Origin of the sequence: Microvirga zambiensis WSM3693 (genome assembly GCF_016735695.1) — a bacterium.
Taxonomy (GTDB): domain Bacteria; phylum Pseudomonadota; class Alphaproteobacteria; order Rhizobiales; family Beijerinckiaceae; genus Microvirga; species Microvirga zambiensis.
On sequence record NZ_JAERQD010000056.1, the window covers coordinates 1 to 21,006 of the forward strand.

Sequence of the window (21,006 nt, forward strand, 5' to 3'; positions counted from 1 at the left end):
AGGGTCGCTTGACGGAGAGGGTGCCATGAGGGGTCGCGTCATTCCCGGACTGCGGCCGCCTGGTATGACACCCTCGCGTCATGGCCGCACTTGGTGCGGCCACCCACGTCTTCGAGAACCGCCGCGCTGCCAAGACGTGGGTGCCCGGGACAAGCCCGGGCATGACGCGGCGGGTGTCATTCGCGATCCGAGAGGCACCGCGCTTGACCGCATCGCGATCACCGGCACTGATCCCCGGAACAAGTCTGGGGAAGGCATGCGCGAGCTGCTCGAAGCGCTGGCGATCGCAGTGGCGCGGGGCGGGTAGGCGAGGCGCCGTACCGCAGACTTGAATCAAGCTGGCGCCGTTATCGATGGCAATGACGGTCGCCGGTTTTGCGGTCGGTGTGGCAGCCATTCCTATCGAGTCCGCCTCCATGGGCGAATGCGGAACCGGTGAGTACCATCGTCAGAATGACGGCGAGCAGCGCTTTCATTGGTGAGCCCCCCATATGGCTTTGCACTGAGGGAGAGATACAACCAAAAATAGTTGAAAGCAATAATATATCTTTTGGTTGTGTGTCGGACAGGCGTGACCTGCGCTCTCTCAATTGGTCATGTCGCCTGAATGTCGGCCATCCACGTCTGAACTCACTGTGGAGTACGGCGCAGATGGCTCGCCAGGACGCTCAGCGGAGACCGTGACGGATCGATCAGGCGCAGACGGACCGGAAGGTGGTTTGCTGCGGCTCCTGTTCGAGGCGGATGTTGAACGTTACCGAATAGTCGATCTCATCGTCGCTGGCCGATCCGATGTGATCGCCCATCTGGCCGTCCGGTATGCCGGGATCCATGCTTCCGGAGCCCCATTTGTCGGTTCCTTGCGGCCGGGTCTGATCGATGGGCGCGAGGTCGTCGTTCGGACTCCAGAAATCCCAATCCGTTCCATTGACCGAAACCCGCAGCTTGTGGCTCGTCGTCGGGAGGTCCACGGACAGGTAGTCCATGTCGAGCGCATAGTTGAACCAGTGCAACGGATCCTTGCTCCAGCTGTGGCTCTTGTTGGACAGTTCAGCATCGTTGGCATCGAGCACGCTGGCCTTGAACACCCATGAGCTTTCGAGGGCATCGTCGGAGAAGGCCTCGTCGTCGGTTTTCTTGACGTTGATCGATTTGAACTTCACCCCGAGCTTGAACGGCTTGTTCTCCCTGAAGCCGGAGACCAACCCGTTCTCGTGCACCAGCAGGCATTGCCGGGCCTGGCTCGCCTGCGGCGCCGAGACGACGGGATTCTGGCCGACGACGGGATGCATCAGGTTTTGCGGGTTCAGATTGTGCAGCGGGCTTGCCGGATCCTGCTGCGGATCCGGATCCTCGTTGGTCCATTGCCCGGATCCGATGCTGCGGGTCAGAAGAGCGTGACCGATTTCATGCGCAAGGGTCCGGCCGTCGGATCCATCCGTCATGATGATGATGTGCTCGGGCTGGCCGTCCATTCCCTGATATCGGTACTGGTGACATCCATTGCCCGAGCCGTTGATGAATGCATCGCCGGGAATGTAGAAGACCGCGATCGATCGCGTGATGTCGGGGTTGCCCGGACGCGGGATGCCGAAGAACTGATCGGCGAAATTTCCGCAGGCGAAATGCCGGGCGAGATCGGACAGGTTCATGTCGAGCGGCTCCGAGGGCAGGGGGCCGGCAAGCTTCTCCAGTCGCACGGCCTGGACGTTGATCTTCGCCTGGCACCAGATCCCCGCAGCCCTCTTCACATCGGTGCGGATCGCGTCCCGGGTCTTAGTCGATTGCGGGAAGCTGTAGATGTGCAGCTCGACCACCTTGCCGCGCGTGATGTCCTCGATATGTCCCGGCGGTGTCGGTGGATCCCAAACATTGCGATCGGCCATGACTGCACTCCTTCATCGATGCGACGTTTCGATACGAGCGGCAACGCGACGAGCGGACGGGCGCGCGGACCATGACGAAATGGTCCGCCGGCGCGGGCCGGCTCAGCACAACGAGAGATCCCGCGAGTATACGCTCGGGCGATTCCGGGAACCATGCGATTCCAGACGGGCCGCGACGGTGAAGGCCTTCGCCTGTGCGCTGGCGCACGAGTTTGGCGCGAGGGGCTTAGCCGCCGATGCAAGCGCGGGATCCGGGATCGCTTGCAGAACGAGGCGCTTGGTCCTCGACATTGTCATCCCCGCGCAGGAATCCTTTCGAGAGATCGCCTCATGAGGAGAAGATCGCCAACTTGAAGGGAGAGTTGGCGATCTTCGAAGTTTGGTTAGCTGATCGGGCAGCGTCCGCGACCGTGGTAGAGATACGGACGTCCTACGAAGTTGTAGCAAACCTTGGGCCGGGGATACCCATAGCTCGGAGGACGGTACTCGACGTAACCAGGATAGCTGCTCGGGAGGTTGCCACCCCACTGGCTGGGCCTTTCCTCGCAATAGCCCCGCCGGCACGGGCGCGGCCTGCCGCCGTATTCGCCCTGCTCCCAGCCGCCGGAGGGGCGTCCGGTCGTCCCGCCGCCATAGCCGCCACCTTCATCCCAGCTGCCGGGACGAGGATTGCCATCGCCTTGGTTCCAGCCGCCCGGTGCCGGGTTGCTTGGCCTCGGCCTTGGCATGGGCCTTGGCATCGGCCGTGTGCTGGATTTGCAGTTGGTGGCGCCGGGAACGCAGTCCGACACCCCGCCACTCGGCATCGGCGTGCCCCCATATCCACCGCCCCACTCGGCCTGCGCCGGAATGGCGAGACCTAGCGACGCTGTACCAAGCACAAACGCAATGACACGCGACATTCTCTGGATGGTCATCTGGTTCGATCCTCTGCTTCAGCCAGCCCGGCCAGCAAAATGCAGAGAGATGCATTCCGAGTAAGTGAAATGCTTCACATTGACTTGCTGCGATCAAGTGGGGAGCAAGTCTTGACCGATGCTCTCATTCAAGAAGAAAGCATCGGAAGCATCACAAAAGTGCAAAACCACTTTTGGGTCCGATGCTTTAGGCGTCCTGCATGGTCCTTTTCACGAAACCATCGAAAAGAGGCACCGTGAACGCCGTGTCGCCATGGGAGGGACTGTAGATCATGCCTTTCCAGATCAGCGAGTTGCGGATGGGGGCGACGGAGGTGACCTTCATGCCGAGTTGGTCGGCGATGTCGCCGGAGCGATGCGGCCCCTCGCCGAGTTCCGCCATCGCACGCAGGTAGCGCTTCTCGGATGGGGTCAGCCTATCGAACCGGACCCGGAAGAAGCTCGCGTCGAGTTCGGCCAAAGCCGAGACGGTCGCTCGGGTGGCGTCATTCACATCGATGAGGGATGCCTCGGCGAGATCCCAACTGTGTTTCCCCCATTCCTGGATGAAGTATGGATACCCTTGCGTCTGATCGATGATCTCGGCGATGGCTCCATCCTCGAATGTCACGCCTTCCTTCTCCGCGGGGATGCAAAGGGCCTTGGTCGCCGCTTCCGGATCAAGCTTGTCGATCGGGATGTACTCGAATAGCCGCTCCGCATAGGACTTGGCGCGCCCCATCTGACCGAGGAGCTGCGGCAGGCCTGCGGCCACCAGGGTGATCGGAAGCTGCTTCTGCGAGGCCCGATGCAGCGCGGTGATGAGGGCGGCCAGCTGGGCCTCGGGCACGTATTGGAGCTCGTCGATGTAGATCACGACGATGGTGTCGCGCTCGGCTGCCGCCTCGCCGATCACGCCGAGGAGGTCGGACAGGTCGCTCTCGAGATCACCGCTGTCGGCGACGCCGGGCTCGGGGTCGAGATCGACCCCCACCTCGATGTCCGAGTACGTCACCTTCAGGGCCTTGGCGAAGCCCGCAAGGGCCCTCATGGCCCTCTTGGCGCTGTCCTTCAGCGCTTCGCCACGGCTCAGCTTGAGCAACGTCGCTCTCAGGGCCGGGGCCAGGAGGGCCGGCAGCGACCGCTCCTCGGGCGCCTCGATCCACACGCTCACATATTGTTTGGCTTCGGCTTCCAGGCGGATGCGATTGAGCAGGACGGTCTTGCCGACCCCGCGAAGGCCATAGAGGATGAAGCTGCGGCTGGCGCGTCCCATCTTGATGCGGTCGAGCGCGATCTGGGCGCGTTCGAGAATGCTGTCGCGGCCGGCAAGCTCAGGGGGAGGGTTGCCGGCTCCCGGCGCGTAAGGGTTCAGTCGAGGGTCCATTTATTGCGAGTTTAACCCAGTTTATGAGATTTTGATAAACTTAGGAAAGATCCCCATAAAGTTCAAGGCAGCGCCAAGCCAATGCGCTGCGCCGTTCTCAGGTTAAGACTCAGTCCGATTCTTGGTACAAGTAGCTAGTGAATGCGGCTGTAGCGTCTCCGATACGAGTCGTCCCTGTAGCGGGACCCACGCACCGCTGATGATCCACGGCAGGTCGTTATGCACCAGAAGCCACGTCACTCGATCGTCCACAAGGTACTAGAGCTGTTTCCACTTGCGTGGAATCATCTCTCGTCTTCGGCTTGCCGCATTTTTGGGCGGCGAACCGGATCCACTTCGGCGAAAAATGCTCTCGCCGGCCTCGTGATCGTATTGAGCCTATTCACGTTCGCCGAGGCTCAATCTCGAGAGAAAGTCACTGTCGGAGCCCTTCGCTTCAGCTCCTCAGGTCCGCTGTTCCTCGCCAAGGAGCGCGGATATTTCACCGACGAGAATCTCGATGTCGAAATCGTGTTCTTCGAGGCCGCACCAAGTATCGCGACGGCTGTCGTCTCCGGAGATCTCACCTTTGGCGTCGCAGCGCTCAGCGGAGCTCTTTTCAATCTCGCCGCGCGCGGGCAGATCAAGCTGGTTGCCGGTCAGGCGCGGGAAGAGAAAGGCTTCCCCGGCAACATGATCCTTGTCACAAAAGCGGAGTTCGAGGGTGGTGTCACCCGGCTCGATCAGCTGTTCACGAAGCCTTTCGGGCTCACCCAGATCGGGTCGCCGTCTCATTATCAGCTGGGGCAACTCGCCGACCTGCATGGTGTGCCCCTTCGCTCGATCGCGGTTCAACCCTTTCAAACCTTGCCGAACCTTATCGCGGCGCTCAAGGCAAACAGGGTCTCCTGGGCAATTATCGCACCGCCCGTCGCAACCGAACTCATCGATGCCGGTGCTGTCGTCCGCATCGCGAATTATGCGGATTATGGAGGTTTCCAATTCGGGGGCGTCTTTGCGGCGACGAACACCCTCGAGCATCGCGGCGACACAGTTCGCCAGTTCCTGCGGGCCTATAAGCGAGGCCTGCAGGACTACGCCATTCTCAACGGTAGAGATGACTCCATTGCCGATCGGCGTGCCCAAGCTGACGATACAGCCGCCATCATCGCAAAATATATCAATCCGAATGAAAGCCCCGAGACCGCGAGAAAGAAAGTCCAGGGGTCGGCGCTCTATGTCGATCCCACCGGGCACATCGACGCCCGCGATCTCGCCCGGCAGATCAAGTGGTACTTCGAGAATGGATTCATAACGCAGGAACTCGATCCAGATGCGATCATCCGATTGGAGTTTCTCAACTGATCGCATCCGCCTCCCCGGAAATTCACCGGTGAACTCCTTCGGCCTTGGGGCAATGCTCAAGGTACTATCGGTCCGCTCGATTGCAGACAGATCGTGGCAAAGCATCCAAAATCGGCGCCAGGACTACCCGCGCCAAGAGCAGGAACTGCGGGTCACAACACGGGCGGTTCAAGGCAATGGATATTCTGATCGACGACGTGCGGCATGCCTATGATCGCCTGATCGTGCTGAACAGCCTGTCGCTCGACATCCCTAGCGGCGAAATCGTCTGTATCCTTGGGCCGTCCGGATGTGGAAAGTCGACGCTCCTGCGCCTCATCGCCGGGCTTGAAGTTCCCGATTCAGGCCGAATCCTGACGCGAGGGAATCCGTCTCCCCGAACGTTGCATCCGATCGCCATCGTCTTCCAGGACTTCGCCTTGGTACCTTGGCGGTCCGTTGCGAAAAACGTTGAACTTCCGCTCGAGCATCATGCCCTGTCGGCGCAGGAACGGCAGCGACGGATTTGGTCGGCGCTCCAGCAGGTCAAGCTGACCGAGTTTGCGCACGCCTACCCAAATCGGTTGTCAGGGGGAATGCGTCAGCGCACGGGCCTTGCCCGCGCGCTTGTGGTCGACCCGGCCATCCTGTTGCTGGACGAGCCTTTCTCGGCGATCGACGTCGGAACGCGAGAGTTGCTCCAGCGGGACTTCCTCCGGCTGTGGGAGGACGCCCGTTTTACCGGAGTGTGCGTGACACATGATGTCTTGGAAGCGACCCAGATCGCGCACAGGATCGTGATCCTATCTCGGAGACCAGCTCGCGTCCGGACGATCTTCGAGGTCGCCGTGCCTTTTATCGATCGCAGGGAGGATCATCCGACGCTGGTTGCATTGCAGCAGGCGATACGGGAGATTATCCGCGAGGAGATTGAGGCAGGTGGCCGGGAGCTCGAAGGTGCATCCTAGGACCAAGACAGGTTCGGTCGATCAGCGGGAAACCCGACCGGACGCGGAGCAGGTCCGTTATCGCGGCGAGTTCAATTCCCGGCCTGTCCCACACCTTTCCCTCCTGACCCTTGCCGTCGTCCTTGCCCTATGGTGGGCGACAACGTCGGTCGGTACCAGCGCGATCGGCGTGCCGGCGCCCTACGAAGTCATGACGGCATTCGGCGCCCTTGCACGCAATGGCGAGTTGCTGAAACATCTCGGTGCCTCCCTGCAGCGATTGTTCCTCGGATGGGTGCTGGGGGCTGTCTGCGGGGTCGGCGTCGGCCTTGCGATCGGACTAAGCTCATGGGGACGTGCAATAGCGTTGCCGCTGGTCTCCGCGCTCTTCCCTGTTCCAAAGGTCGCCCTGCTTCCACTCTTCATCCTTTGGTTCGGAATCGGAGAAGGCGCCAAAGTGGCGACGATCGCGGCGGGTGTGTTCTCGCCGATGGTGTTTGCGGCTTACTCGGGCGCCTCCGGTGTCGACCGCAACGTCGTTCGGATGGCGCAAACCTTTGGAATTCCAAGCAGCATGATCATCTGGAAGGTGATCCTGCCTGGAACGATCCCGGCTCTTCTCAACGGTTGCCGGATTTCCTGTTCGATCGCCCTCATTCTGCTCACGGCGGCGGAGATGATCGGGGCACAGCATGGCTTGGGCGCCTTGGTTCTGGCATCGGGAAATTTAATGCGAACCGACCAGCTGTTCGTAGGCATTCTCATACTCTCGATACTGGGAGTGTCTGTATCGGGAATCCTCTCCTTTCTCGAACGTATCCTGTTGCACTGGCGCTGATCTCGACTGTCCGCGTTCTCGGTGCTCATCAGGGTGGAGCCGGGGTTGACGGGATGATCGCGAATCCCTCTGCGGCGGCAGCGCCCGGGTTCCGGAGCAATTGATCGACCCTCTGCGCAAACTCCTCCCGGTTTACCTTGCCCATGGAGTTGCGAGGTATCGCCGAGACCGGCACCACGCTAAAGGGCGGCAAGCTCGGCATCATCGAGCGGAGGTGTGACGGAAGTCTCCCGACGGCGTCCAATTGGCCGGCGACGGCGATTGCCAGACGAGCACCCTCTTGCCTATCCGGCAGCACGAAAGCGCAAGCATCCTCGACCCCCGCCGCGGAACGGGCAGCCTCATCGATGTCGTCGGCCGAGAGCTTTACACCGCCGACATTCAAAATTTCGGCGTCCCTCCCCATCAAGGTCAGCAACCCTTCGCCTGAGATTTGGGCGATGTCGCCTGGATAGAACCAGTCAGCCGAGAAATGCCGCGCGCTCGCGATCGGGTCGTTCAGATAGGTGGAAACCGAACCGGTCGTCTTGATCCGGATGCGGCCTGGCATGCCAATGGGTAGGATTTGGCCATTTTCACCGACGACCTCGACCTGAACGTCAGGGAAGATCGGGCCGACCGCTCCGGGATGCCTGTCAAGCACCCGCGCATCGCCAAGCGTGACCCCGCCGGTCTCCGATGCGCCGTAAGCGATCAGAACCTCCGAGCACAGGTTTGCCAGCAGAAGATCGCGAAGTCTCGTCGAGAGACGCCCTCCTGCAATGATGACCGGTCCGTTGATACGCTCCCGGGAATTTTCAGGACGGCTCTGAAGAACTGTGTTCAGCGCGGCGGGCGAGGCAATGATGACGTCGACTTCGCACCGAACGAGATCTTCGTAGGCATGTTCGGCCGTTCGCAGAAAACACATCGATCCACCGATCATCCACGTTGCAAGCGTGGCCGTAAAACCATAGGCGGAATCGGGGCCCAAGCCACACCAAAGTACAGATTGTGTATGGAGGCGGCTGCGGCCCGCTGTTCCGGAGAGGCGGCGCTTCAGTGTTCCGGAGTCGAGACGGATAGCCTTCGGCTTTCCGGCTGTGCCGGAAGTGAAGCAGATTCTGCCAAAATGACGTTCGGCTTCATCAGGCGCCGGCAACGGGATGGAGCAGGTTGATTCCAGCCAATCCTCCCCGATCGCAATCATTCGAATGTCCCGGTCGCTGGCGGGTGGATCTCCTCCCGCATGGATGACGGCCGAGAGATCAGGCACGGCATCGATCTCCGCCTGGAAACGACTGGTCAGTGATACGGAAACCGCGCCAAGCCGCATGAGAGCCAGAAGAACACACCAATGCGCAGCAGATTGTCCGACATAGACGCCAACAACCTGACCCGGGTTTACCCCTGCTGCGGCCAGTCGCCCGGCGACGGCTTCGACGTCGCGGTGAAGCGTCTGATAGGAAATGACAAGATCTCCGGATCGGAGAGCTGACTTGGGCTGAAGGTCGTCAGGGACATGGTCCAAAAGGTTGGAAATGTGCATGGGTCACCCACGTGCGGCTCTTACGTGAACTGGTCGGGTTAACTGCCAAGCTGCGGGTAGATATCAGAAGCGGCCGCCCCTTGTCTCGACGTGCCATGGTTCGCCTGGATCGACGCACGCAAGTATAGTCCAACGAGAGATCCGGCGCCTCAACAAGATTGGCCTTAGGGCCGACGGGCAATCGCCGGCGGCGTTGTTCATGATCCTGTTAAGGCTCAATCTCATGGCGCGCTCACCAATTGAATACACCACTCCTGTCACCAGACTTAATTCGCATAAAGTCAAGCTGTGAGAAGCAGGCAGCAGGCTTCAAGCCGAGGTCGCCCAGCGATTAGACAGCCCTTCGTTATCGTTGGACGCCCACGCCAATCGTAGTGTAAACTTCAGACATCCGACTTATTCGAGTGCGTATTGGCTTCGCTTCGAAGAGTACCCCGGAAAGTTGTTCTGGGATGTGGGCGCAGATTTAACCTCCAATTGTTATTTTCCCCCAATCGCGGGAGGAATGAATGGCCGTTTTTAATGGCACTGCCGGTCCCGACAGCAGCATCAACGATAGCACGCAATCTCAAGGCCTCAGACTTCTGAATGGGAACCCCGTCGCAGGCAAGCAGGACCCGAGAGGGGACGATACCCTCTTTGGATTCGGGGACGCGGATATCCTTCAAGGGTATGGGGGGTCCGACTCGCTTTTTGGGCAAGAGGGCGATGACGTTCTTTGGGGCCATGTCAGGCCCGGTGGCGCCGCACATGCCGGCGACACCCCTGACGGAGGGGATTTCCTTTATGGCGGTGACGGCAACGACGAGATGCACGGGCAAGATGGCGATGATTACTTCGATCCCGGCTCAGGAACCAATAGTGTCGATGGTGGCCCAGGATCCGACGACGTCAACTACGTTGGATCGAACCAAGCCGTCGCAGTCGATTTAGCGGCCGGGACAGCAAACGCAGGATCCTATGCGACGGATACGCTGACAAGCATCGAGAACGTTTTTGGATCTCACCAGGCCGATACGATCACGGGCAACAGCGGCGCAAACGAGATCGATGGACTGGGCGGGAACGACACCTTGGACGGCGGTGGTGGTAGTGACACCGCAGTATTTACCGGCCGTCGCGAGAAATACCAGGTCACTGAGCTGCCGGATGGTTCACTGCGGATCGTGGACAACCGCACGCAAGGAGAAATCGAGGCAGACAGCGTCCATGCAACATATCAAGTATCGAACGGCTCGGATACGTTGTCGAACTTCGAGTCCTTCAGGTTCAAGGACGATACCTACACAAGAGCGCAGTTGCTCGAAACCACGAAGCCGAACGTGACGGTGAATCTCGTAGACACCGTGCTCAACGATGCTGACAAGACATCTCAGGTGACCTTCACTTTCTCGGAGGCGATCGCGACGGGAAGCTTTACAATCAGTGACGTCACTGTCGCAAACGGCGCTTTGTCCAACCTCGTTGTCGCGGCCAACGGTCTGTCGGCGACGGCGACGTTCACCGCGACCGATAGCGTCAATGCCACGGGTTCGGTCTCGGTGGCGGCCTCCAGGTTTACAGATCTGGCAGGAAACCAAAACAATGCTTCCAACACTGACACGGTGGCAATCAATACTCTCACGCTTTCTGTCATCGACGGTGGTCCCGGTCCTGATAACCTCCCCGGTACCGGAAGTGCCGACGTCATCGATGGCAAACAGGGCAACGATACGCTCCTCGGCAGTGCCGGGGCCGATCAGATGATCGGCGGCTCCGGTCAAGACACCGTGCGTTACACCCGCACCGTCACGCTTGATTTAGAGGATAGTGAGCGTAGCTCCGGTCAAGCCGCTGGCGATACCTTCAGCTCGATCGAGAGCTTCCAATTCTCGAACGGCAACGACAAAGCCTTTGGTGACGCCAACGCCAACCGGTTCCTCGGCGGCGGTGGGAGAGACATCCTCCGAGGTCGCGACGGTGACGATGTGCTGTATGGTCAAAGCGGTCGTGACAAGCTGCTTGGTCAAGACGGGGACGACCGATTGTTCGGTGGAGGCGACAGCGATCTGCTGGTCGGTGGCTTGGGCCGGGATGTGATGAACGGCAATGCCGGCGCGGATCGGTATGACTTCAACTCAGTGCTGGAATCGCGTGTCGGATCTCAGCGCGATGTGGTCTACCTGTCAGCGAAGGATCTCATCGATCTCCGGACGATCGACGCGGATGGGGATACCCCTGGCAATCAGCGGTTCAGGTGGGTCGACAAGAATGACTTGGACGCCGCCTTCACTGGCAAGGATGGTCAACTCCGCTTTTCCAACGGCATTCTTCGCGGCGATGTCGATGGTGACAAGGTCGCCGATTTCGAGATCAGAGTTTTCGGCTCACTCAGTTCTGGAGACGTCATCCTTTAGGTGAAAGGGCGCCGTCATTGGGAATTGTGCCTTCAAGGCGTGTCTGAAGTCTGTGCCGCAAAAGGCAAGGCAACCGGCTGCTCATTGGCTGCCGTCACCGGGGCGGACCCCGTGGGTTGTGCGCACAGGCCCGCCACCTGGATCAGGCCGAACCCGTACGTCGGATCCCATCCCGGCTTCCCGAGGTCGCGGGTGCGCGCTTCCAAGCGGGACTCAACCAATTTGGAATCCAACGTGGGATTGGACGCAAACAACAGGCTTGCGGCGGCCGACACGAAGGGGACGGCATAGGATGTGCCTGTCTTCAGGGCGCCGCTGCCCTTCAACGACGCTGTCCAGATATTCACGCCGGGTGCAGCCACGTCGATATATCCGCCTTGCGTGGCGCGCTTGTATACCTTCAGATCCTGATCCACTGCCGTGACCGCGATGACCCCAGGATAGGCGGCCGGATATGACGGTTCGGCGCCGGGACCGTTGTTGCCCGCGGCCGCGACGACCATGATCCCCTTGGCCTGGGCGGCCTCGATGGCTTTCTGGAGGACCTCATTCGGTGGACCTGACAGGCTCAGGTTCATGACCTGCACGCCACGCTCGGCCAATGCCTCGACGGCGGCCACGAGGGACATCACGTCCGTCCGATCAGCGGTGCCGCCGTCGCGGTAGAAGGCATCCACCGCCACAATCTTCGCATCCGGCAGCAGACCAGGCGTCTGGCTCCCCCGCCGTCCGGCAAGGAGAGCGGCAATCGCGGTGCCATGATCCTGCAAGGAGGCGTCGGAGTGCTTTGCAGGTGGCGGCAAGACCTCGATCGCCTGGTCCCTCAACGCATCGTGCTCGAGGTTGATGCCTGTGTCGATCAGGCCGATGAGAGGCGTCGGACCGCAGCGAGCCGCATCGGACACCGACCAGCTCACGAGAGAAGTCGCCTTACACTCGGGGCCAGTGCATGTCTCTGCACCCCCATCGAGATAGTAGTAGTGATCGAAATCCGCCGAAGCCCGGGCATCGACCATACGGATCGTTTGCCGGGCCTGTGTCAGGGACGCGCCTTGGGGTACGCGCAGCCTGATCACCTGCGGCGCGACCCGGCCTTGCGTCTGGGTCTCAACGTGAAAGCCCTGCGCGGTCAGCTTGGTCAGATCGTCTCGGGACAGGCCCGACGCCAGGATGAAGCTCGTCGATTGCCGCGGCTTGGGACGTGGATCGACGGCATTCTCCACACTGGCGTTGGCATTGTTGCTTTGCACGGCCTCTGCCTGGCTCGACGCCTGCGAGGGCGCCTGCGCCGAGGGGGTTGCTTTGGAGGTCGCTTGGGCCGGGCTCGAAGCCTGGGCCGCGGCGGCCGCGACGCCTTGGCCCGTCTGCGTTGGACTGGTTCCGGCAGGGACTGGCGAGGGAGCCGGCGTTGGATTGGTACTGGCCGGCGTCGGTGTCGGCGTCGGGCTCCCGATCGGCGCGACGGATACAGGGGTTGTGCTCTGCGTCGTCGGCACCGTCTTGGTGGAGATATCTGTCTGCGCAGTCTCCGTCTTGGGTGAAACCTCTGATGTCGCCGGTGCCGTCGAAGGTTCCTGGGTCGGGTTCGATGCCTGCTGCTCGGACGCTGGAGGTGAGCTCACACTCGTTGAGGCCTGGCTCGTCGAACCTTCTGATTGCCCAGACCCCGGCTTGTCGGAAGCCTGCGACGCGACCGTTTCCTGAGGGGCAGCTTGCGACTGGTCGCTTGTCGACTGCTCGGGTGCCGTGGCCGCGACGTCGCTCGTGGAGGCCGGGGTGTCCGCCGGAGCTGGAGTCGATGCTGTTTGATCAGGTGTGGAGGTCGACGCCTGGCTTGCGGGCGTGGAACCGGTGGAAGAGCCAGCTTGTGCAACATCCGTCGAGGCCGGCTGCGATGAATTCGCCGGTGCAGGCGTTGATGCCGGGGTCGGACTCACTGCTTGCCCGGCAGGAGCAGCAGCTATGTCCTGGTTAGACGGGGTTTGGCTCGGCGGGGTTTGGCTGGTGCTCGCCGGGGCAGGGGAGGTTACGGATGACTGAGTCCCTGTCGGCGACACGGCCCCAGGAACGGCGTTCTGGCTCGTCGGAGAGGAGGCGGTGGGGGCATCTGCCTGTGCGGTCTGCGTTCCGCTCGGCGGCTGCGAGGTTTCCGGAGCCTGGGTCGGCGTTTGCGCCTGGCTCGGCGGGCTCGTACTGACGCTCTGCGCTGGCGGAGTGGCCGCTGGTGCCTGTCCCACTGTTTCCTGTCCGGATGTGGGGGGCGAACTCTGGCTTGTCGAAGGCGTGCTGGTGGGAGCGTCTGCCTGTACGGTCTGCGTTCCGCTCGGCGGCTGTGATGTTTCCGAAGTCTGGGGCGGGGCCTGGGTCACGCTCGTCGTGGTCGGGCTGGCGCTCACCGGTGCCGGAGAAGCCGATGTGGTCTGATCCGCTGTCTGCTGCTCGGATGCAGGAGCTGAACTCTGGTTTGTCGTAGACGCGCTAGTGGGGGTATCTGCCTTTACAGTCTGTGTCGTGCTTGATGGCTGTGATGTTTCCGGCGCCGCGGTGGGCGCTTGGGTCGCGTTCGTCGGCGTCGGGCTGGTGCTGACCGATGTCGGAGAAGCCGATGGGGCAGGAGCTGAGCTCTGGTTTGTCGAAGGCGTGTTGATGGGGGCGTCTGCCTGTACGGTCTGCGTCACGCTCGTCGTGGTCGGGCTGGCGCTCACCGATGTCGAACTGGCGTTCACCGACGTCGAAGAGGTCGTAGTTTTCTGATCCGCCGTCTGCTGCGTTGATGCGGGAGCTGAGCTCTTGCTTGTTGGAGCGGAACTGTCGGCGGCGCCTGGTTGTGCAGCCTGCGCCTGGCTTGTCGCCTGTGAGGTCGCAGGCGTCGGAGCGGCTTTTTGAGTTGTCGCGTTGGCCGGGGCCGCCGTTTGCTGGTCGGATATCGTGGTGGACCCCCGGCTCGTCGGTGTCGGTCCAATAGGGGCACCTGCTTCAGTCTTTGCCTTCGTTGAATCCTTCGTTGCCGTTGTTGTCTGAGAGGCAGCTTTGCTCCGGTCGGCCGTTTGCTTGTCCGATGCGGCGGCCTTGCCCTGCGCCTTTGCGCTGCCGCGCTGGCTTTCGCTGCTATCTGCCTTGGTGGAGCCTGCCGTGCCGCTCGCGGAAGCAGCCGTGTCATCAACCGTCGAGGTGCCGCTTGCTCTCTGCGCTCCGGCCTTGCCTTTGTTGGATCCTGGGTCGGTGGTGCTGCCGGCTACGCCGCTGTCTGCGCTCGACCTCGTGTCCCTGTTCCCGCTAGCGCCACCGCGCTTGCCTCCGCCTTTGCCGTCAGCCGCGCCGCTATCCTGACCTGCGCCACCGCCAGGGCTGCCTTTCGTGGCCTCTTTGCCTCCGCCGTTGCTCTTGCCATCTGCCTGGCCGGATCTTGCGTCGGCCGAGTCGGTTCCCCTGCTGCCGCGGGCACTCTTGTTCCCGCCCCGTGAATTTTCGGCCTTGCCCGCCCCCTTGCCACCTTGCCCTTTACCGCTTCCCTCGTTGCCTGACCTTCCGTTACCGGAGCCCGAGGAGGAATTGCCATCGGCATTGCTTCCGTTGCCTTGGCCTTGGGAGCTTCCGCCAGCTCCGCTGTTACCGGCACCCGCTCCTGAGTTGATGCCTCCTCCGGCGCTGCCTGGTTGTCCGCCGGCCGGGCCGCCTTGGTCGCTCTGCCCAGGGGCGCCCTTGCCCCCACCTTGTCCGTTGCCGCGCTTTCCACCCTGGTTGCCCGCACCTTGGCCACCTGCGCCTGCGTTACCTCCACCTGGATTGCCACCAGGCGAGCCATCCTTGCCGCCTCCAGGATTCCCCTGTCCCCCGGCAGCGCCTCCGGAGTCGCCAGACCTGCCATCGCTGCCTTTTCCGCCGCGATTGCCATCGCCGCCACCCTTGCCACTCTCGCCGCCTTTGCCGCCGCCATTGCCGTCGCTGCCGCGGCCACCATCGCCACCACCTCTTCCGCCCTGGCCGCCTTTCCCGCCACCATTGCCGTCGCCGCCGCCATTGCCGTCGCCGCGGCCACCACCTCCGTCCCCACGGCCTCCGCCGCCACCGCGGCCTCCACCGCCGCCGGAGCCGTCACCGCCCTTCGCGATGGCTGCACCGTCCAGGATGGGCAAGCTGGCGCCATGGCCGAGATCGAGTTGAACCCGCAAGGGAAGAGCAGCCGCAGTGCTTGCTACCGCAACGAGGATATGTCGCCACCAGCGGGCCATGATCACCTCATGACGCCTTCAATGCCTAGCTTCGCAAGTTGCCGCGCGGCGAGTTGACGAACTGGAACCGACTTGTTGGCGCGCAGCATGGAGCGCTGAAAATGCGAACTATACCATATTCGAGATGAGTGGGAGTAATCCAATCACTTATTGTATCAGATCAGCTAGACATTAATACTTCAGATGATCTTTATTTCCTGTGCCGGCGGCTGCCTTCCGTTGCCAGACGGGACTGATTTGCCACAAATTGCTAAGCTATACAGGAGGATCCATCAACGGGAATTCGGTACCTGCTGCTGCCCGATCTCCAATTCATCGATCGTCGGTAGCGTCTCTACGGGTTCCCGCGATATTGTGAGATCCGATGGCCTCGAACGAGGAGATCACGATGGATGAAGACCACTTCAACATGGCCGTCCGCAAGTTCCTGAAGGAAGTAGGAGTGACGTCGCAGCGAGAGATCGAGCGGCTTGTGCGTGAGCGAGACATGAAAAGCACCAACCTGCGGCTTCGCATGACCCTGACCTCGGACGATGATCCAGCGTTAAAGCACGTGGTTGAAACGTCCATCGAACTCCGCTGAAACAACGTTGCCATGAAGGCTTGTGCAGCCCCGCATTTATTCAGACTTCCGCGCCTGCTACGATGTCCGCGTCTGAGGAGATCTGCGCGAAGATTGCCGGACCTCGGGCGCCCGGTGTTGGCCTTGCAGCCAAGCCGGACGACATGACCATGCATTCGGGCTTTTGATGGCTGACCAGAACCAGTTCCTGCTCAAGCGCTCATGGTCGGTGGCGGTCACTCCGTTCAACCGGAAGGGAGCGTCCTGATGCGGACGCGCCGAATGACGCTGACACCGGAACATGTGGCGCAAGTCCATCGTGTGCTGGACGATCCAGGCCCGGATCCGACATGGACCTACCATGGGGACACGGACTATGACGCCCTGGCGCGGGACCTGATTGCCTGCCGTCCGGATGGACCCGACACCTGGCTGTTCGCCTACGGATCCCTGATCTGGAAGCCGGAGATTGAACATGTCGAGACGCGGCGGGGAACGGCCCGTGGCTGGCACCGCTCATTCTGCTTCCGGATCGAGCGCTTCCGCGGCACCAGGGAGCTGCCCGGACTGATGATGTCGCTCGACCGCGGCGGGCAGTGCCAAGGTGTTCTGTTCAGGCTGCCCCCGAGCGATCTGGCAGCCCAGTTGGGCAAGCTGCTCCGGCGGGAGATCACGGTGAAGCCACCCAACAACCTCCCGCGCTGGATCAATGTCGAGACCGATCAGGGAATCGTGCGGCCGCTCGCCTTCGTCATGAACCGGCGGTCGCGCTTTTACACCGGGCGGCTGCCGCCCGAGCAGATCGCGGACGTTCTGGCTCGGGCCTGCGGGCATTGGGGCTCCTGTGCGGAGTACCTGCACAGAACGGTGGCCCATCTCGAGGAGCAAGGCATCCACGACCGCAATCTCTGGCGGCTGCAAGCACTGGTCGCGGAACGGATCAAGGCCGATGGGTGTGGAACGTAGGCGCATCCGGCGAGGATCGGTGCCACGTTTGCCTGCCCCGTTGGATGTTCCGTCGCTACGGCAATCGGACACTCGCAGTCCCAAGACGCCAGAAGCCCCGGATCTCTCCAGGGCCTCGGCTGTGGGCGGTTCCTTGCACCAGGTTCGCACCAGGGCCAGATCCCTCTCTCCACGCAGGCCTTCATCATGCGCCGCCCTAAGCCAGGGTCAACTCACGGTACCGCGACTATGGCCAAGGTGCCCTCCAACACTGTTTGAGATTGCCAGGACCGATCTCGAGCGCAACTTTGCAGATGGCTTCTCTTTCTCGTCGAGGACCGGGCTTCCGTTGCCGCGATCGGCTCTAAATCATCGGACCCAAATGTGGACTTGCACTTTTGGGATGAATCCGATGCTTTCTCCTTGAATGAGAGCATCGGTCCGATGCTCCAGGGCCGGTCGCGACTTTTCAAAAGGAGAGAACTTTGGAAAACAACCCCGAATTTCGTGTCAGCCCCAACCCCAAGATCGTTCCGGAGGCCGAGCGGACCCGTTTTCTGGAGAGCCCGGGCTTCGGCCGGATCTTCACGGATCATATGGTCACCGTGACCTGGGAGACCGGGAGGGGCTGGCATGACGCGCATGTCGTCGAGCGCAAGCCGTTCCAGCTCGATCCAGCCAGTGCCGTCCTGCACTACGCCCAGGAAATCTTCGAAGGCATGAAGGCGTACCGCACGGAGAGCGGATCCATCTCCCTGTTCCGGCCCGAGGAGAACGCCCGCCGTTTCCAGCGTTCGGCTGAGCGCCTCGCAATGCCGCGCATGCCGGAGGAGCTGTTTCTCGAGGCCATCGAGCAACTGGTCCGCATCGACCGCGAGTGGATCCCGTCCGGGGACGGAAGCCTGTACCTGCGACCCTTCATGTTTGCAGACGAGGCATTCCTCGGCGTGCGCCCCGCCAACCGGTACACATTCTGCGTGATTGCGAGCCCCGTGGGCGCGTATTTCAAGGGCGGCGCGAAGCCGATCACGGTCTGGGTGTCCGATACCTATAGCCGGGCCGCACCAGGCGGCACCGGGGCGGCCAAGTGCGGCGGCAACTATGCGGCCAGCCTGATCGCGCAGGCGGAGGCAGCAGGGAAAGGCTGCGACCAGGTCGTCTTTCTCGATGCTGCCGAGCGTCAGTGGGTCGAGGAACTCGGCGGGATGAACATCTTCTTCGTGATGGCGGACGGAACGCTCGTGACGCCACCCCTTGGAACGATCCTGCCCGGCATCACCCGTTCGTCCCTGATCACCCTTGCGCGGGATGCCGGGAGGAAGGTGGAGGAGCGTGCCTATTCGTTCACGCAGTGGCAGAATGATGCCGCCAGCGGCCGCCTCCGGGAGGCCTTCGCATGCGGCACGGCCGCCGTCGTTGCACCCATCGGCACCGTCCGCCATGCCAACGGTGAGTTTCCCATCGCGGGCGGAGAGGTCGGTCCCGTGACGCAAGAGCTCAGCGAGGCGCTTGTCGGCATCCAGAGAGGGACACGGGCCGATCCTTATGGTTGGCTCCGAATGATTGCCTGATGGCTTGCCAATGGGGGGCATTCTTCGGGCGCTGCGGTCGGCCAATGTGAAAGAGGCCGAATTCGCGCACATGCCGGATCGCATTGCATGAACGAATCCGGTTCGCCGGATCGTTGGAGATTGCGATGATGAGGTTCCTTGAGGGAGGCGACGCATGAGCTGGCTGCCATCGAAAGACCCGATCCTCGGCGATGCCCGATCCTGTGATGCGCTCGAGCTGGTGATCGTCCCGCGGGTCCGCGACCTCGGCGGGTTCGAGGTCCGCCGGGCGCTTCCGCACGGCAAGCGCCAGACCGTCGGGCCATTCATCTTCTTCGATCAGATGGGTCCGGTGCAGTTCCTTGCCGGGACCGGCATGGACGTGCGGCCCCATCCCCATATCGGCCTCGCCACGGTCACCTATCTCTTCGACGGCCGGATCCTGCATCGTGACAGCGAGGGCCATGTCCAGGAGATCGTGCCGGGAGCCATGAACCTCATGACGGCCGGGCGTGGCATCGCCCATTCCGAACGGACGCCCGAACCGGCGCGGGCAGGCGGGCAGGCCATGCTGGGGATCCAGAGCTGGGTCGCCCTTCCAGCCGGCCGGGAGGAGATCGATCCCTCGTTTCAGCATTTCGACGCCGGCATCCTTCCGGTCGTCGAGGCCGGAGGAGTGCGAGCCCGGGTCATCACCGGATCCGCCTTCGGCAAGACGGCTCCCGTCCAGACCGTGTCCGACTGGTTCTACGTCGAGGTCAAGCTGGAGGCTGGCGCCAGCGCGCCGCTCGATCCTGACTACGAAGAACGCGCGATCTATGTGATCGATGGTGAGGTCGAGATCGCGGGTGACCGTTTCGAGGGACCGCGTCTCCTGATCTTCCGTCCCGGCGACCGCATCACCGTCCGCGCGACGCGTCCTTCGCGCGTGATGTTCCTTGGCGGCACTGCCCTGGAAGGCCCACGCTACATCTGGTGGAACTTCGTGTCGTCGAGCCGGGAGCGCATCGAGCAGGCCAAGGAGGACTGGAAAACCGGCCGCTTCGATCCAGTACCCGATGAGACGGAGTTCATTCCGCTGCCGGAGTAGCGCGAGGCCGACCCGGCATTCGGTGCCGCATCGAAACGCGGGGTTCTAGAGCTGTTTCCACTTGCGTGAAATCACCTCTCTTCTTTGCTTTGCCGCATTTTTTGACGGCGAACCGGATCCACTTCGTTGAAAAATGCTCTAACGGTGGAATGCGTCATAAGGCGGAGCTAGGGTCCGCTTGATGGTGATGCCACGCAGGGGCATTGCGTGAAGAATGCCCCCATATCATCTGCTGGTCTGCAGCATGGAAGCATCGCCATAGCGCTTGCCGGCAAATTTCTCCGGCGCCAGCATGTCGCCGAGCGCCTTAAGCTCATCGGCGGAGAGCGCAATATCGGCGGCGGCGACGTTCTGCTCCAGATGCGCGATCTTCCGTGCGCCGGGAATGGGCACGATGAAATCGCCCTGGTTGATGACCCAGGCAAGCGCGAGTTGTGCAGCCGTCACGCCCTTACTGGCCGCCATCTCCTCGAGCATGGTCACGAGCGAGGCATTGGCAGCCATGTTCTCGGGACTGAAGCGCGGCAGCGTCCGCCGGAAATCCTCGGCACCAAAGTCCTCCGGTTTCTGGATCTTACCTGTCAGGAAGCCGCGGCCGAGGGGGCTGAACGGCACGAAGCCGATTCCGAGTTCGCGGCAAGTATCGAGGATTTCGCCCTCCGGATCGCGGGTCCAGAGGGAGTATTCGCTCTGAAGAGCGGAAATCGGATGGACGGCCTGAGCCCGGCGGATCGCGGCGGCTCCCGCTTCGGAAAGACCGAGCGCACGCACCTTGCCTTCCTTCACAAGCTCCGCCATGGCGCCGACGGTATCCTCGATCGGCACCTGCGGGTCGACGCGGTGCTGGTAGAAAAGATCGATCACTTCGACCCCAAGCCTTTTCAACGAAGCCTCGGCCACCTCCCGGACGTGCTCCGGTCGGCCATCGAGGCCGGACATGGCGGCTGCGTCCTTCTTGCTCGTGTCGATCCGGAAGCCGAACTTGGTGGCGATCACCACCTTGTCGCGGTAAGGCTTCAACGCCTTGCCGACAAGGATTTCATTGTCGAACGGGCCATAGACCTCGGCCGTGTCGAAGAATGTTACACCGAGCTCGACGGCCCGATGTAGCGTGCGGACGGACTCCTGCTCGGATTGACCACCATAGGCGTGGCTCATACCCATGCAGCCGAGCCCGACTGCCGAGACGGTGAGGAGCGGGCCGAGTTTGCGTGACTTCATCGTGTCTCCCTTCCGTTAGGCGCCTGGACCTATCGGCACACTGGCAGACCATGCCCATTTGTGCCAGCCATGAGCTTCCTGCTTGGCTTTAGTTCCTCGACAGTTGAGACAGTGGACATTTCCTCAGACGCGATATCGTCACAGATTAGGCCGATGCGAGCAGCACGCCGCAACGCATTTCGCCACAGGCACGAACTGTGAGACC

General features: G+C 61.8%; 20 protein-coding genes. 12 read left to right on the forward strand and 8 right to left on the reverse strand.

Annotated features, from left to right (window positions below):
- From JKL46_RS35230 to JKL46_RS27580, 5 genes are all read right to left on the reverse strand, one after another.
- Positions 1-397: hypothetical protein (locus JKL46_RS35230; protein WP_210381489.1), on the reverse strand; the 397-nt coding region annotated here is incomplete at its 3' end.
- Positions 348-491 carry a YHYH domain-containing protein gene (locus tag JKL46_RS36990; protein ID WP_425493318.1) on the reverse strand — a complete coding sequence of 48 codons (144 nt, stop codon included), beginning with the start codon at positions 489-491 and terminating at the stop codon, positions 348-350. The genes JKL46_RS35230 and JKL46_RS36990, both read right to left, overlap by 50 nt.
- A 201-nt stretch (positions 492-692) precedes the next feature.
- Positions 693-1,886: an ImmA/IrrE family metallo-endopeptidase gene (locus tag JKL46_RS27570; RefSeq protein WP_201839241.1), complete on the reverse strand. Its 1,194-nt coding sequence runs from the start codon at positions 1,884-1,886 to the stop codon at positions 693-695.
- 383 nt (positions 1,887-2,269) lie between these two features.
- Entirely contained in the window at positions 2,270-2,803 is a 534-nt protein-coding gene (locus tag JKL46_RS27575) for a hypothetical protein (protein ID WP_201839243.1), read from the reverse strand.
- 187 nt (positions 2,804-2,990) lie between these two features.
- Positions 2,991-4,169 carry an AAA family ATPase gene (locus JKL46_RS27580; RefSeq protein ID WP_201839247.1) on the reverse strand — a complete coding sequence of 393 codons (1,179 nt, stop codon included), beginning with the start codon at positions 4,167-4,169 and terminating at the stop codon, positions 2,991-2,993.
- 219 nt (positions 4,170-4,388) lie between these two features.
- Here JKL46_RS27580 and JKL46_RS27585 point away from each other — a divergent pair, with 219 nt between their 5' ends.
- The 3 genes from JKL46_RS27585 to JKL46_RS27595 all read left to right on the forward strand — a co-directional run bounded on the left by JKL46_RS27585 (position 4,389) and on the right by JKL46_RS27595 (position 7,277).
- Positions 4,389-5,513 carry an ABC transporter substrate-binding protein gene (locus JKL46_RS27585; RefSeq protein ID WP_246529573.1) on the forward strand — a complete coding sequence of 375 codons (1,125 nt, stop codon included), beginning with the start codon at positions 4,389-4,391 and terminating at the stop codon, positions 5,511-5,513.
- A 176-nt stretch (positions 5,514-5,689) separates the two neighbouring features.
- Entirely contained in the window at positions 5,690-6,460 is a 771-nt protein-coding gene (locus tag JKL46_RS27590; protein ID WP_201839251.1) for an ABC transporter ATP-binding protein, read from the forward strand.
- Between the two features lie 190 nt (positions 6,461-6,650).
- Complete coding sequence (locus JKL46_RS27595; RefSeq protein ID WP_201839253.1) at positions 6,651-7,277, forward strand: ABC transporter permease; 627 nt, start codon at positions 6,651-6,653, stop codon at positions 7,275-7,277.
- Positions 7,278-7,305: 28 nt separating this feature from the next.
- Here JKL46_RS27595 and JKL46_RS27600 read toward each other — a convergent pair whose 3' ends face one another.
- On the reverse strand, positions 7,306-8,805 hold the full coding sequence (locus JKL46_RS27600) for a class I adenylate-forming enzyme family protein (protein WP_201839255.1): 1,500 nt from the start codon (positions 8,803-8,805) through the stop codon (positions 7,306-7,308).
- 509 nt (positions 8,806-9,314) lie between these two features.
- Between JKL46_RS27600 and JKL46_RS27605 the strand changes: the two genes are divergently transcribed.
- Positions 9,315-11,201, forward strand: coding sequence for an Ig-like domain-containing protein (locus tag JKL46_RS27605; protein ID WP_201839257.1), 1,887 nt, complete (start codon positions 9,315-9,317; stop codon positions 11,199-11,201).
- 32 nt (positions 11,202-11,233) lie between these two features.
- On the opposite strand, the gene JKL46_RS27610 is transcribed toward JKL46_RS27605, so the two are convergent.
- Positions 11,234-12,451 (reverse strand): S8 family serine peptidase, encoded by a 1,218-nt coding sequence (locus JKL46_RS27610; protein ID WP_201839259.1) that lies wholly within the window; start codon positions 12,449-12,451, stop codon positions 11,234-11,236.
- Between JKL46_RS27610 and JKL46_RS27615 the strand changes: the two genes are divergently transcribed.
- The 8 genes from JKL46_RS27615 to JKL46_RS27650 all read left to right on the forward strand — a co-directional run bounded on the left by JKL46_RS27615 (position 12,438) and on the right by JKL46_RS27650 (position 19,580).
- Positions 12,438-12,905 (forward strand): hypothetical protein, encoded by a 468-nt coding sequence (locus tag JKL46_RS27615; RefSeq protein WP_201839262.1) that lies wholly within the window; start codon positions 12,438-12,440, stop codon positions 12,903-12,905. The two genes, JKL46_RS27610 and JKL46_RS27615, sit on opposite strands and share 14 nt — an antisense overlap.
- 393 nt (positions 12,906-13,298) lie before the next feature.
- Positions 13,299-13,625, forward strand: coding sequence for a hypothetical protein (locus tag JKL46_RS27620; protein ID WP_201839265.1), 327 nt, complete (start codon positions 13,299-13,301; stop codon positions 13,623-13,625).
- Between the two features lie 57 nt (positions 13,626-13,682).
- Complete coding sequence (locus JKL46_RS27625) at positions 13,683-13,955, forward strand: hypothetical protein (RefSeq protein ID WP_201839268.1); 273 nt, start codon at positions 13,683-13,685, stop codon at positions 13,953-13,955.
- A gap of 902 nt (positions 13,956-14,857) precedes the next feature.
- Positions 14,858-15,490 (forward strand): hypothetical protein, encoded by a 633-nt coding sequence (locus tag JKL46_RS27630; RefSeq protein ID WP_201839271.1) that lies wholly within the window; start codon positions 14,858-14,860, stop codon positions 15,488-15,490.
- 331 nt (positions 15,491-15,821) lie between these two features.
- Positions 15,822-16,016, forward strand: coding sequence for a DUF6494 family protein (locus JKL46_RS27635; RefSeq protein WP_201839273.1), 195 nt, complete (start codon positions 15,822-15,824; stop codon positions 16,014-16,016).
- 246 nt (positions 16,017-16,262) lie between these two features.
- Positions 16,263-16,961, forward strand: coding sequence for a gamma-glutamylcyclotransferase (locus JKL46_RS27640; RefSeq protein ID WP_201839276.1), 699 nt, complete (start codon positions 16,263-16,265; stop codon positions 16,959-16,961).
- 464 nt (positions 16,962-17,425) lie between these two features.
- Positions 17,426-18,511 carry a branched-chain amino acid aminotransferase gene (locus tag JKL46_RS27645; protein ID WP_201839279.1) on the forward strand — a complete coding sequence of 362 codons (1,086 nt, stop codon included), beginning with the start codon at positions 17,426-17,428 and terminating at the stop codon, positions 18,509-18,511.
- Between the two features lie 154 nt (positions 18,512-18,665).
- On the forward strand, positions 18,666-19,580 hold the full coding sequence (locus JKL46_RS27650; protein WP_201839282.1) for a pirin family protein: 915 nt from the start codon (positions 18,666-18,668) through the stop codon (positions 19,578-19,580).
- Positions 19,581-19,805: 225 nt separating this feature from the next.
- Here the strand turns inward: JKL46_RS27650 and JKL46_RS27655 are convergent, their stop codons facing one another.
- Positions 19,806-20,801: an aldo/keto reductase gene (locus JKL46_RS27655; protein WP_201839285.1), complete on the reverse strand. Its 996-nt coding sequence runs from the start codon at positions 20,799-20,801 to the stop codon at positions 19,806-19,808.
- Positions 20,802-21,006: the final 205 nt, after the last annotated feature.

Bases quoted from the DNA above. Each gene is read 5' to 3' on its own strand.
- JKL46_RS27570 (WP_201839241.1), bottom strand. From the start codon at position 1,886: ATGGCCGATCGCAATGTTTGGGATCCACCGACACCGCCGGGACATATC.
- JKL46_RS27600 (WP_201839255.1), bottom strand. From the start codon at position 8,805: ATGCACATTTCCAACCTTTTGGACCATGTCCCTGACGACCTTCAGCCC.
- JKL46_RS27605 (WP_201839257.1), top strand. From the start codon at position 9,315: ATGGCCGTTTTTAATGGCACTGCCGGTCCCGACAGCAGCATCAACGAT.
- JKL46_RS27650 (WP_201839282.1), top strand. From the start codon at position 18,666: ATGAGCTGGCTGCCATCGAAAGACCCGATCCTCGGCGATGCCCGATCC.
- JKL46_RS27635 (WP_201839273.1), top strand. From the start codon at position 15,822: ATGGATGAAGACCACTTCAACATGGCCGTCCGCAAGTTCCTGAAGGAA.
- JKL46_RS27655 (WP_201839285.1), bottom strand. From the start codon at position 20,801: ATGAAGTCACGCAAACTCGGCCCGCTCCTCACCGTCTCGGCAGTCGGG.
- JKL46_RS27580 (WP_201839247.1), bottom strand. From the start codon at position 4,169: ATGGACCCTCGACTGAACCCTTACGCGCCGGGAGCCGGCAACCCTCCC.
- JKL46_RS27640 (WP_201839276.1), top strand. From the start codon at position 16,263: ATGCGGACGCGCCGAATGACGCTGACACCGGAACATGTGGCGCAAGTC.
- JKL46_RS27595 (WP_201839253.1), top strand. From the start codon at position 6,651: ATGACGGCATTCGGCGCCCTTGCACGCAATGGCGAGTTGCTGAAACAT.
- JKL46_RS36990 (WP_425493318.1), bottom strand. From the start codon at position 491: ATGGGGGGCTCACCAATGAAAGCGCTGCTCGCCGTCATTCTGACGATG.
- JKL46_RS27590 (WP_201839251.1), top strand. From the start codon at position 5,690: ATGGATATTCTGATCGACGACGTGCGGCATGCCTATGATCGCCTGATC.
- JKL46_RS27585 (WP_246529573.1), top strand. From the start codon at position 4,389: ATGCACCAGAAGCCACGTCACTCGATCGTCCACAAGGTACTAGAGCTG.
- JKL46_RS27575 (WP_201839243.1), bottom strand. From the start codon at position 2,803: ATGACCATCCAGAGAATGTCGCGTGTCATTGCGTTTGTGCTTGGTACA.